This window comes from Afifella sp. IM 167, from assembly GCF_020144925.1.
GTDB lineage: Bacteria > Pseudomonadota > Alphaproteobacteria > Rhizobiales > Afifellaceae > Afifella.
In genome coordinates this window covers 189084-200777 of sequence record NZ_NSLC01000008.1, presented here as the reverse complement: position 1 = coordinate 200777, position 11694 = coordinate 189084, and the positions used below count along the sequence as shown (strand labels likewise).

Annotated in this window: 8 protein-coding genes and 1 riboswitch; of the genes, 6 read left to right on the top strand and 2 right to left on the bottom strand. The window is 67.5% G+C overall.

The genetic code is table 11. The annotated features are described in order from the left end of the window. Positions 1 to 46 precede the first annotated feature (46 nt). A riboswitch (SAM-I-IV-variant riboswitch) is annotated at positions 47 to 151 on the top strand. Between the two features lie 38 nt (positions 152 to 189). Further along, a complete protein-coding gene (metA, locus tag CLD20_RS15815; protein WP_224407622.1) occupies positions 190 to 1110 on the top strand; it encodes a homoserine O-succinyltransferase in 921 nt (306 codons plus the stop codon). Here the strand turns inward: metA and CLD20_RS15810 are convergent. Beyond that, positions 1107 to 1523 (bottom strand): hypothetical protein, encoded by a 417-nt coding sequence (locus CLD20_RS15810; protein ID WP_224407621.1) that lies wholly within the window; start codon positions 1521 to 1523, stop codon positions 1107 to 1109. The two genes, metA and CLD20_RS15810, sit on opposite strands and share 4 nt — an antisense overlap. Before the next feature lie 154 nt (positions 1524 to 1677). Here CLD20_RS15810 and dksA point away from each other — a divergent pair, with 154 nt between their 5' ends. Then, a complete protein-coding gene (dksA, locus tag CLD20_RS15805; protein WP_224407644.1) occupies positions 1678 to 2094 on the top strand; it encodes an RNA polymerase-binding protein DksA in 417 nt (138 codons plus the stop codon). Between the two features lie 121 nt (positions 2095 to 2215). On the opposite strand, the gene CLD20_RS15800 is transcribed toward dksA, so the two are convergent. Continuing rightward, a complete protein-coding gene (locus CLD20_RS15800) occupies positions 2216 to 4138 on the bottom strand; it encodes a flagellar biosynthetic protein FliO (protein WP_224407620.1) in 1923 nt (640 codons plus the stop codon). A gap of 188 nt (positions 4139 to 4326) precedes the next feature. Between CLD20_RS15800 and cckA the strand changes: the two genes are divergently transcribed. From cckA to alaS, 4 genes are all read left to right on the top strand, one after another. Beyond that, positions 4327 to 6846: a cell cycle histidine kinase CckA gene (gene cckA, locus CLD20_RS15795; protein WP_370636913.1), complete on the top strand. Its 2520-nt coding sequence runs from the start codon at positions 4327 to 4329 to the stop codon at positions 6844 to 6846. A gap of 48 nt (positions 6847 to 6894) precedes the next feature. Further along, complete coding sequence (locus tag CLD20_RS15790) at positions 6895 to 7530, top strand: carbonic anhydrase (protein WP_224407643.1); 636 nt, start codon at positions 6895 to 6897, stop codon at positions 7528 to 7530. Positions 7531 to 7657: 127 nt separating this feature from the next. Further along, the gene (gene recA, locus CLD20_RS15785; protein WP_224407618.1) at positions 7658 to 8749 is read left to right on the top strand and encodes a recombinase RecA; all 1092 of its coding nucleotides are present in this window, start codon (positions 7658 to 7660) and stop codon (positions 8747 to 8749) included. Positions 8750 to 8951: 202 nt separating this feature from the next. Then, a complete protein-coding gene (gene alaS, locus CLD20_RS15780; protein ID WP_224407617.1) occupies positions 8952 to 11618 on the top strand; it encodes an alanine--tRNA ligase in 2667 nt (888 codons plus the stop codon). The last annotated feature ends 76 nt before the right edge of the window (positions 11619 to 11694 follow it).

Below are 11694 nucleotides of genomic sequence, written 5' to 3'. Positions count from 1 at the left end.
TGCCACCGGCGGAGATTGCCGAGCCGGCCGCTCTCCCTTATGAAGGCGCCTGCATCACGAGTTGGGTCGACGCCCAACGCCAACCTGCCAATCCGGGCAAGGTGGCGCTCCGCAAGGAGGATGTGGCCAGCCGGCAACCAAACGGATGAAGCCACCCGCGTCGATCCTGTCACGAAGGACCGACGCGAAGTGCCCATCAAGATTCCAGACCATCTGCCCGCCCGCCGCATCCTCGAAGCGGAAGGGCTCGTGGTGATGAGCGAGGCCGATGCCGTTCGCCAGGACATCCGGCCCCTGAGGATCGGCCTGCTCAACCTCATGCCGAACAAGATCCACACGGAAGCGCAGCTGGCGCGGCTTCTCGGCGCGACGCCGCTGCAGATCGAGCTGACGCTGGTGCGCATGAGCGAGCATGTGGCGCGCAACGCCTCGGCCGATCACATGGCCGCCTTCTACCGGCCGTGGAGCGACGTGTGCGGCGAGCGCTTCGACGGCTTTGTCGTGACCGGCGCGCCGGTGGAGAGGCTTGCCTTCGAGGCCGTGGACTACTGGGACGAGCTGCGGCAGATCTTCGACTGGACGCAGACGCATGTGCATCGCTCCCTGATGATCTGCTGGGCGGCGCAGGCTGCCCTCTATCATTTCCACGGCGTGCCCAAGCACGCGCTCGAGCAGAAGGCCTTCGGGGTGTTCCGGCACCGCAGCCTCGATCCGGCCTCGCCCTATCTGCGCGGCTTCTCGGACGACTTCGCCATCCCCGTGTCGCGATGGACGGAGGTTCGGCGCGAGGATCTCGCAGGGCGCGGCCTCACGGTGCTGGTCGAAAGCGAGGAGACGGGGCTCTGCCTCGTCAACGACCCCGCGCGCGGCGCCTTGTACATGTTCAACCACCTGGAATACGACACCGACACGCTGCGGCAGGAATACCTGCGCGACGGCGCGGGGCCGCTTCCGGCCAACTATTTCCGGGGGGACGACCCGGCCGCGCCGCCGGTGAACGGTTGGCGCAGCCATGCGCATCTTCTGTTCGGCAACTGGATCAACGAGATCTACCAGACGACGCCGTTCGAGCTTGAGGCCATCGGCCGCCGGGATCTGGAGGCGGCCTAGGCGGCGCGCGTCCTGAAGGCGGCGGGAGAATTGGCCGGGCGCGGGGGCATGGAGGCATCTTTCCGCTCGGCCGCCATGCGCATTCTCTCGGCGTAGAGAATCCTGGAGGAGGCGAGGGCGGCAAGCTCCACGCGCAGCAGATCGGCGAAGGTGCGCCGCCGCCGTTCCATGTCCGCCGCCAGACGATCCGGGTCCGTCGCGGACGCCAGGCTGTCGCGGGCGTTTTTCAGCGAGGCGAGATAAATGCCGGCGGCGGTGCGCAGCTGCGTGTGATAGGCCGCAGCGGCAAATTTCTGGCCGGCGCGCAGCGCCGCCCGTTCGCGTGCGATCGCCTCGACGATCAGCTTTTCCGCCTCGATCATGGCCGCCAAAGCTGCGGAAGGCTGGGGGCGACCGTTAACGCTCTTACGCATTCGTATAGAATGCACCGCTTGTCCTTAACGCTAGGTTAGCCCTATAGGCCGCTGCGTCCACACAACAAAAGCTTCATAATCCGGCGCTTGCGCGCCGGCCCGCGTGCCCGTATAGGGCAACCGCAGAAGAGAGGGCGGCACTGGGATGACGCCGATGGAGTTGGTGGCCGAGAGCCTTTATTCGCCAAGCGAAGACGAGCCGTTCATGAATGAACGCCAGCGGGAATACTTCCGCAACAAGCTGCTCGCGTGGAAGCAAGAGATCCTGGCGGAAAGCCGGGATACCCTGCAGGCGCTTCAACGCGAAAACCAGAATCACCCGGATCTCGCAGACCGGGCCTCCTCCGAAACCGATCGTTCAATCGAACTCAGAGCCCGCGACAGACAGCGCAAGCTGATCTCCAAGATCGACGCCGCGCTGCGGCGGATCGAGGACGGAAGCTACGGCTTCTGCGAAGAGACGGGCGAGCCGATCAGCCTGAAGCGTCTCGACGCCCGGCCGATCGCGACGCTCTCGGTGGAGGCGCAGGAGCGGCACGAGCGCCGCGAGCGGGTCTACCGGGACGATTGAGCCCGGTCTGCCCGCAAGATCCGGGCAGCGATGTCTGGGCAGCGAAGGACAAACACAAACGCCGCCGGGCAACCGGCGGCGTTTTTTTCGTCCGTTCCGGAGCCCTCCCGGCGGCCGGGAGCTAGCGGCGCTTCAGGTCGCCCGTCAGCTCGCCGAGGAGGCGGGTCATCTCGTCCTCGAGGTCTTCCTCGTCATGGCCGACATCGCGCCGCTTCGGCTCGAAAGTGATGATGCTCTCCTCCGTATCGATCCTGGCGAGCGCCTTGCGCGGCTCATCCTGCTGCGTGCCGTGATCCTCCTCCCCGGTGGGGGCGGGCGCGTCGAAGGAGGGTTCCGGGCGGGCGGCAGGCCCGGCCGTCCTGTCGGCCTTCGGGCCGTCCTCGTTGAGGGCAGGGGGGACGGAAAGGGCGCTCGGATCGGCGCCGCCGGCAAAAGTGACCGGAGCGGGCGCGGCAATTTCGGGCGCCTTGCCCGGCGCCTTCCCCTGGATGGGGGCGGGGCGACCGAGGCCGATGGCGGCGCCGATCTCGTCCTCCAGGGACAAGTCGCCGATCGGATCGGAGGTGTCCTGCAGCGAATCTTTGGTCACCTTGCGGGCGGAGAGGAAATAGCTGGTGGCGGGCCTGGCGGCGGTGACGGGGGCTGGATCGGCCGGCTCTTCGTCTGCCGGCTCTGCCTCTGCCGGCGCCGGGCCATTTTCCGGCTGTCTCCTGGCCGCGGCGGCGAGGCTCGCAGGACCGGCCGGACGGTTTTCCAGCGCAATGGCCACCTCGCGCGCCGGCGCCTCGGCCGGCGCGGCTGGGGTCTCGCGCTTCGGACGGAAAAGGCCGGAGAGGACGCGGCCGACGCCGCCTTCCGTCTCACGGGTTTCGGTCTCGGCGGAAGCCGGGCCCTCGGGCGCATCCGGGGCGCCGTCGCTGGCATAGGCGCCTTCGGCGGCCATGCGGTCGGCGGACCTGTTCGCGGGCTCGGGGGTGGACGGCTCTGGGTTCGCCCAGGAGGTTTCCGTCCGCGGGGTTTCTGACTTCGGGCTCTCAGGCGGGGGCGCTTCGGCCTTCGGGGATTCGGCCTTCGGGGATTCGGTCTGCGGTGGCTCCCTCTGCGCCATCTCGGCGGCGAAGCGGGTGGCGAAGGCCCGTTCGAGCGGGCTCTCCTCGCGCGCGGGAGCGTCCGTTCGCCCGGCAATTTCGCCGGCGGCTGCTTCGGCGCGCGGCGCGCCCTCGGCTTGATCTTCCCCGGTAGGGCTTTCCGAAATCTGCTTGTCGGCGGTCGCCTCTGCGGGGGGCTCCGCTTCGGATGAGAGCACGTCGCGAAGGGGCTCTCGTGTCGTTGCCGCCGTCTTTTCGGACGGCTCTTCTTCGGCAAAGTCGCTCTCGGCCGGCTCTTCGGCGGGCTGCGCCTCCGCCTGCGGCGTCTTCAGCGCGCGCGGGGGCTCGCCGAAGCGCGACGGCTCGGAAGGGCTCGGAGGGTTGGCCGGGTTCGCGGCCGGCGTCGCCATGCCGGAAACGGCCGGCGCGGCGGGAGACTTCTCGAGCGGGAAGGGCCCTGCGGGCAGAGGCGCGAAGGCGCTGGTGTCGGTCGCCGCCTTGCGCTCGCCATCCGAATGCATCGCGGAACCCCGGCGATCCTCACGCGGCTCCAGCGCGTGGACGGAGGCGGCGGCACGCGCCGGCATCGGCGCCTGTGCCGCGGCGGGCGCAGCGGGAGCCGCCGGCATCGGCGCGACCCGCCGCGGAGGCGGCTGCGTCTGGCCCGGCCGGCCACGGACGATATGCGATTCCACCACGATATCCGTCGGCCCGCCGATCATGACGAGATGCTCGACCTGGTCGCGCCGCACCAATAGAAGCCGTCGCTTCTGGTCGACGGTATGGATTTCCATGACCTGGAGGCGGGTGTTGCGCGAGCCGGATGCGGCGCGCACCCGCGACGGCGAACGCCGCGAGAGCCACACATATCCGACGAAGACCGCCAGGACGACGAGAAGCGCCAGGACGATCGCAAACGACAGGCCGCCTTCCGACAACCCGGGAAAACCGCGCATGGACGCCTCCTTATATTACGCTACACTCAACCCACGCGGCCGGCGGGTGAGAATAGCGTGAATATCCGGTCAATTCAAACCAGAGCGCGGGCCAGCGCGCGGGGCTTTTGCCCGGCGTTGCGCAGCGTGCGCAATCATCGCTTCGCGCCTCGCCGCGCCGCGATCCGAATCGGCTAATCTCGACATTCATGGCCGTGACCAGCGAACCGATAGAAGACAAGCAGACGAGACGGGCGGAAGCACGCGCCCGCCGCGACAGCATGAGCCGTATCATCGTCCTGTCGGTCGGCCTCGTGGCGGCCGCCGGCTCCTATCTTTTCGTGCCGCCGCAATGGGCGGAGGCGGTGGTGCTCATCTGTCTCGGCGTGCTCTCGGCCGTCGGCGTCATGTGCCTTTTCCTCGCCGCGGGCGGCTTCATCCGCTTTGCCCGCGCGAAAGCCGCCGCCTCGCGCGCGCCGGCGCTTTCCGAAGAAATCTTCGAGGCGATCGGGGAGGGCGCAGTGATCTGCAACCGCTCCGCCGGACCGCTGCGCGGCAACGCCGCCTATCTGAAACTCGCCGGCGATGGCGATGTTGACCTGCCTTCGGTCGAGCGGCTCTTCGCCGAGAGTCCCGACGCTTCGGAGGCGATCTACCGGCTGGCGAGCGCGGCCGAGAAGGGGCGCCGGGCGGCCGAGGAGATTCGCATGCCGGGCGGCGTCGGCGGGCGCAGCGAGGGGGCGCGGTGGTACCGGGTGAAGGTGAACCCGATCCCGGCCGAACCCGAACTCGTCCTGTGGCTGATCTCCGACATCACGCGCGAACGCGAGCACCAGGAGAACATCTTCCAGGAGCTGCAGAACGCGATCGACTATCTCGACCATGCGCCGGCCGGCTTCTTTTCCATGCAGCCGGACGGGCGCATCCGCTATCTCAACGCCACGCTCGCCGAATGGCTCGGCATCGACCTGGCCGAGTTCGAGCCGGGCGGCTCCAACATCAGCGACTTCCTGACCAGCGAGAGCGCTTCGCTGCTGGAGGCGGCGAGCGCCCGGGGAGAGACGGGCACGGAAGTCCTCGAAGTCGATCTCGCCCGCGCCAACGGCACGCGCAAGCCGGTGCGCCTTCTGCACCGAGTGCCGGTCTCCGCCGACGGCAGGCTCGGCGCCTCGCGCACGCTCGTCCTGGAAGTGACGGCGGGCGAGGCCGATGCGGGGCAGGCGGCCGAGCGGCGCTTCATCCGCTTCTTCAACAACACGCCGATGGCGATCGCTTCCGTCGACCGGGAGGGGATGATCAACCTCTCCAATGCGCGCTTCCTGAAGCTCTTCCGCGGCAGCGATGCCGGTCGGCGCATCGAACTCGCCAGCGTCGTGGACGCTTCCGGGCGGGCCCCGCTCAACGCTGCCGTCAACGCCGCGATCAGCCGGCGCGGCGACATCGCGCCCGTCGACGCGCAGTTCGGCGAGAACGAGGAAAGAAGCGCCCGCTTCTTCGTCAGCCCGATCCTGGAAGGCGAGCCGGGCGAGGACGCGGCCATCGTCTATGCGCTGGAGACGACCGAGCAGCGCGCGCTGGAGGCGCAGTTCGCGCAGAGCCAGAAGATGCAGGCCGTCGGCCAGCTGGCCGGCGGCATCGCGCACGATTTCAACAACGTGCTGACCGCCATCATCGGCTATTCCGACCTTCTCCTGTCGAACCACCGGCCCTCGGATCCGGCGTTCCAGGACATCATGAACATCAAGCAGAACGCCAACAGGGCCGCGAACCTGGTGCGCCAGCTTCTCGCCTTCTCGCGGCGCCAGACGCTGCAGCCGCGCGTCATCCGGCTCGACGAACTGCTTTCGGAAATCGCCAACCTGCTCGACAGGCTGCTGGGCGAGAAGGTGGAGCTGGCCGTGGAGCATCAGCCGGGGCTCTGGCCGGTGAAGGCGGACGTCAACCAACTGGAGCAGGTCGTCGTCAATCTGGCGGTCAATGCGCGCGACGCCATGCCCGACGGCGGCAAGCTGACCATCAAGACCTCCAATATGAGCGAGGCGGAGAGCGCCGATTTCCGCGAGGATGGCTTCCGACCCGGCGAATATGTGCTGATCAAGATCTCCGACACGGGAACCGGCATGTCGCCGGAGGTGATGGAGAAGATGTTCGAGCCCTTCTTCTCCACCAAGGACATCGGCAAGGGAACGGGGCTCGGCCTTTCCACGGTCTATGGCATCGTCAAGCAGACCGGCGGCTTCATCTACGTCGACAGCGCGCCGGGAAAGGGCTCGACCTTCTCCGTGCTGTTGCCGCGCCACGAGCCGGAGGCGGCGGAAGAGGCCGAGGCCAAGCCCAAGGCCGAGCCGACGGATCTGACCGGCAGCGCCGGCATCCTGCTGGTGGAGGACGAGGAGGCGGTGCGCGCCTTCGCGGCGCGGGCGCTCAAGGCCCGCGGCTATCAGGTGCACGAAGCGGCTTCGGGCCGCGAGGCGCTCGACATCATGGCCGAGAGCGGGGAGGCGATCGACCTCGTCGTCTCCGACGTCGTCATGCCGGAGATGGACGGGCCGACGCTTCTGAAGGAGCTTCGGCGCACCAATCCGGAGCTGAAGATCATCTTCGTTTCCGGCTATGCCGAGGACGCCTTTGCGCGCCACCTGCCGGACACGGAGAACTTCCATTTCCTTCCCAAGCCCTTCTCGCTCAAGGATCTGGCGATGGCGGTGAAGAAGGCGCTGGAGAGCTGAGGCCGGGCGGCCGGGCTTCGTGTGACAGGAGTTAAGTGATTGTCGAAGATGGCGTTTCCGAAGCGGCTTCTGGAAGGCTACCGCGCCTTTCGCGACAGCCGGCTTCCCACCGAGCAGAGCCGCTTCCGCGAGCTCGCCGAGATTGGCCAGAGCCCGGAGATCATGGTGATCGGATGCTGCGATTCGCGCGTCTCGCCGGAGGTGATCTTCGATGCGAGCCCGGGCGAACTCTTCGTGGTGCGCAACGTCGCCAACCTGGTGCCGCCCTATTCGCCCTCGTCTTCCCAGCACGGTGTTTCCTCGGCCATCGAGTTCGCCGTCCAGGCGCTCAAAGTGAAGCACATCGTCGTCCTCGGCCATGCGCGCTGCGGCGGCATTCGCGCCTTCGCCGAGCAGGAGCAGCCACTTTCGCCGGGCGACTTCATCGGCAAGTGGATGTCGCTGATCGCGCCGGCGACCGAGCGGGTCGCCGCGCGCCACAGCATTCCGGCCGAGGAATATCTCGAGCGCCTGGAGCAGGCCTCGATCCTGCAGACGCTCGACAACCTCAGAACCTTCCCGTTCGTGGCGGGGCGCGAAGAGGCGGGAGAGCTTGCCCTCCACGCGGCCTATTTCGACGTCGCCACCGGGCTTCTGGCGGTGGGTGAAGAGGGCGTCGGAGACTTCTCTCTGGCCTCAGGCTGACCTGCCGGCTGGGGCCGGCGGCAGGAGAACAAAACGAAAATATTTAAGGTTGACGGACAAGAACAAAATAGGTACGCAAAGGACAGAGGGGCGGGTGGTTTTCCGCTCGACTTTGGAGGATAGTCCGATGGCGAATCCACTGCGCGTCGTCGAAGGAGGCAAAGAATCGATGGATCGTTCCAAGGCATTGGACGCCGCCGTCAGCCAGATTGAACGCGCTTTCGGCAAGGGCTCGATCATGCGGCTCGGCCAGGAAGGGCAGGTGGTCGAGATCGCCACCATCCCGACGGGCTCACTCGGGCTGGACATCGCGCTCGGCGTGGGTGGCCTGCCGCGTGGGCGCGTCGTGGAAATCTACGGGCCGGAATCTTCCGGCAAGACGACGCTGGCGCTCCATACCATCGCCGAAGCGCAGAAGAAGGGCGGCATCTGCGGCTTCATCGATGCCGAGCATGCGCTCGATCCGATCTATGCGCGCAAACTCGGCGTCAATCTCGACGACCTTCTCATCTCCCAGCCGGATGCGGGCGAGCAGGCGCTGGAGATCGCCGACACGCTGGTGCGCTCCGGCGCCATCGACGTTCTCGTCGTCGATTCGGTGGCGGCGCTGACGCCGCGCGCGGAGCTGGAAGGCGAGATGGGCGATTCGCTTCCCGGCATGCAGGCGCGGCTGATGAGCCAGGCGCTCCGGAAGCTTACCGCCTCCATCTCGCGCTCGCATACGATGGTGATCTTCATCAACCAGATCCGCATGAAGATCGGCGTCATGTTCGGCTCGCCGGAGACGACGACGGGCGGCAATGCGCTGAAGTTCTACGCCTCGGTTCGCCTCGATATCCGCCGCATCGGCGCCATCAAGGATCGCGACGAGGTCACCGGCAACCAGACCCGGGTCAAGGTGGTGAAGAACAAGCTCGCCCCTCCCTTCAAGGAGGTGGAGTTCGACATCATGTACGGCGAGGGCATCTCCAAGACCGGCGAACTTCTCGATCTCGGGGTCAAGGCCGGCATCGTGGAGAAATCCGGCTCCTGGTTCTCCTACGACAGCCAGAGGCTCGGCCAGGGGCGTGAGAACGCCAAGACCTTCCTGAAAGAGAACAAGGACGTGGCTGCCACCATCGAGAGCGCCATCCGGCAGAATGCCGGCCTGATCGCCGCCGAGCTCCTCGATTCCGGGCCGGAGGCAGACGAGGACGAGGACGAGAGCCTGCGCGCCTGAGACGCGGGCTGAAGGGCCCGCGCCGGGCGGCGCCGTCCGGACTGCCGCAGAGGGCCGGGAGGCTTTCGGCACGGTGGCGATGGGGTTGCCGGGAGGCTGATTTCCGTCGCTCGCATGCGGCGGTTCTCTCGCCTAGACAGGCAAGTGGCGGGCGGTCTAGATACCGCTCGCCTTTTTCCCGTTTCTCCCTTCGGTATCGGACATGGTCAGCGTCAACGACATCAGAACCCAGTTTCTGGAGTATTTCGGCCGGCACGGGCATGCCATCCGGCCCTCCGGACCGCTCGTGCCGCGCAACGATCCGACGCTGATGTTCACCAATGCCGGCATGGTCCCCTTCAAGGACTATTTCACCGGCCGGGCCAAGCCGAGTTCGCCGCGCGCCGTCACCTCGCAGAAATGCGTGCGCGCCGGCGGCAAGCACAACGATCTCGACAATGTCGGCTATACGGCGCGGCATCACACCTTCTTCGAGATGCTCGGCAATTTCTCCTTCGGCGACTATTTCAAGGAGATGGCGATCGAGCTTGCCTGGAAGCTCGTCACCGAGGAGTTCGGCCTCGACAAGGAGCGGCTCCTCGTCACCGTCTATGCCGAGGACGAGGAAGCCTTCTCGCTCTGGCGCAAGATCGCCGGGCTTGCGGAAGACAAGGTGATCCGCATCGGCACGTCCGACAATTTCTGGCAGATGGGCGATACGGGCCCTTGCGGGCCGTGCTCGGAGATCTTCTACGACCACGGGGCGGACATTCCCGGCGGGCCTCCGGGCTCCTTCAACGAGGACGGCGACCGGTTCATCGAGATCTGGAATCTCGTCTTCATGCAGTTCGAGCAGGTGGCCGGCGGCGAACGCCACGATCTGCCGCGGCCCTCGATCGATACCGGCATGGGGCTGGAGCGCATCGCCGCCGTGCTGCAGGGCGTGCACGATAATTACGACATCGACCTTTTCCGGCATCTGATCGAGGCGGTGGAGGGGGCCACGCGCGCCAAGGCGACGCCGCAGAACCGGGCGAGCCACCGGGTGATCGCCGACCATCTGCGCGCGACGAGTTTCCTCATTGCCGACGGCGTGCTGCCCTCCAATGACGGGCGCGGCTACGTGCTTCGGCGCATCATGCGCCGGGCGATGCGGCATGCGCATCTTCTCGGCGCGAGCGAGCCGGTGATCTACGGCCTTGTTCCCGTGCTGATCCGCGAAATGGGGCAGGCCTATCCGGAGCTCATCCGCGCCGAGGCGCTGATCACCGAGACGATCCGGCTTGAGGAGAGCCGCTTCCAGCGCACGCTGTCGCGCGGTCTGTCGCTCCTGGAGGATGCGACGGGCTCGCTCCACCAGGGCGACATGCTCGACGGCGAGACCGCCTTCAAGCTCTACGACACCTATGGCTTTCCGCTCGACCTGACGCAGGACGCGCTGAAAGCGCGCGGCATCGGCGTGGATCTCGCCGGCTTCACCGACGCGATGGAGCGCCAGCGCGAAGAGGCGCGGGCGAGTTGGGCGGGCTCGGGCGAGGCGGCGACCGAGGAGGTCTATCTGGCGCTCAAGGAAGAGCACGGAGCAACGGAGTTCCTCGGCTATACGACGGAAAGCGCCGAGGCGGCGGTGCTGGCGCTGGTGCGCGAGGGGCAGAAGGCGGAAACGCTCTCCGCCGGCGAGAGCGGCGCGGTCATCGTCAACCAGACGCCGTTCTATGGCGAATCTGGCGGCCAGGTCGGCGATACCGGCACCATCCGCTCGGAGGATGGGGGCGTTTTCCGCGTTTCCGACACGCAGAAGAAGGCCGACGGGCTCTTCGTCCATCTCGGCGAAATGGTGGAGGGGAGCCTTTCGCCCTCCGTGGCCGTGCGCATGGAGGTCGACAGCGGCCGCCGCACCAGCGTGCGGGCCAATCATTCGGCAACGCATCTGTTGCACAAGGCGCTGCGCGACACGCTCGGCCTGCATGTGGCGCAGAAGGGCTCGCTGGTCGCGCCCGACCGGCTGCGCTTCGACTTTTCCCATCCCAAGCCCGTCGGCGAGGACGAGGTGCGTCTCGTGGAGGACCGGGCGAACGCCGTCATCCTGCAGGATGCGCCGGTTTCGACGCGGCTGATGGACCGCGACGCGGCGATCAAGGCCGGGGCGATGGCGCTCTTCGGCGAGAAGTACGGCGACGAGGTGCGCGTCGTTTCGATGGGCTCCGAGCCCGGCGAGGACGGCGAGACGCGGGACTATTCGGTCGAACTTTGCGGCGGCACGCATGTGCGGGCCACCGGCGAGATCGGCCTCGTGAAGGTGGTCGGCGAGAGCGCGGTCGCGGCCGGCGTGCGGCGCTTGGAAGCGCTGACCGGAGAGGCTGCGCGGCGCTATCTCGCCGAGCAGGACAGGCGCGTGAAGGAGCTTGCCGGGCGGCTGAAGGTGCGTCCGGAGGAGCTGGTGGAGCGCGTGGAAGGTCTCGTGGAGGAGCGGCGGCGCCTGGAGCGCGAGCTCACCGAGGCGAAAAAGCAGCTCGCCATGGGCGGCGGCAAGGGCGGCGCGGAGCCGGTCCTGGAGATCGGCGCCTTCAAGGTGATGGCCCGCATGGTGGAGGGCGTGGCGCTCAAGGATCTGCGCGGCCTCGTCGACGAGGGCAAGCAGACGCTCGGCTCCGGTATCGTCGCCATCGTCGGCGTTGCCGACGGCAAGGCGGGGCTGGCGGTCGGCGTGACGTCCGACCTCACCGAAAAGTTCAACGCCATCGACCTCGTGCGTCTCGGCTCGGAGGTTCTCGGCGGCAAGGGCGGCGGCGGCCGGCCCGACATGGCGCAGGCGGGCGGACCGGATGGCAGCCGCGCCGAGGCGGCGCTTGCCGCCATCACCTCGCGGGTGGAAGAGCTCGCCGCCTGAGCTTCGGGCGCGTTGCCGGCTCTTTGCGCCGGCACAAGGAAGGGCCGGCGGGAAGACGCCATACTCCAGAGCGATC

Coding starts and splice junctions, on each gene's coding strand:
- CLD20_RS15810 (WP_224407621.1), bottom strand. CDS start 1,523: ATGCGTAAGAGCGTTAACGGTCGCCCCCAGCCTTCCGCAGCTTTGGCG.
- alaS (WP_224407617.1), top strand. CDS start 8,952: ATGGTCAGCGTCAACGACATCAGAACCCAGTTTCTGGAGTATTTCGGC.
- CLD20_RS15790 (WP_224407643.1), top strand. CDS start 6,895: ATGGCGTTTCCGAAGCGGCTTCTGGAAGGCTACCGCGCCTTTCGCGAC.
- dksA (WP_224407644.1), top strand. CDS start 1,678: ATGGAGTTGGTGGCCGAGAGCCTTTATTCGCCAAGCGAAGACGAGCCG.
- cckA (WP_370636913.1), top strand. CDS start 4,327: ATGGCCGTGACCAGCGAACCGATAGAAGACAAGCAGACGAGACGGGCG.
- recA (WP_224407618.1), top strand. CDS start 7,658: ATGGCGAATCCACTGCGCGTCGTCGAAGGAGGCAAAGAATCGATGGAT.
- CLD20_RS15800 (WP_224407620.1), bottom strand. CDS start 4,138: ATGCGCGGTTTTCCCGGGTTGTCGGAAGGCGGCCTGTCGTTTGCGATC.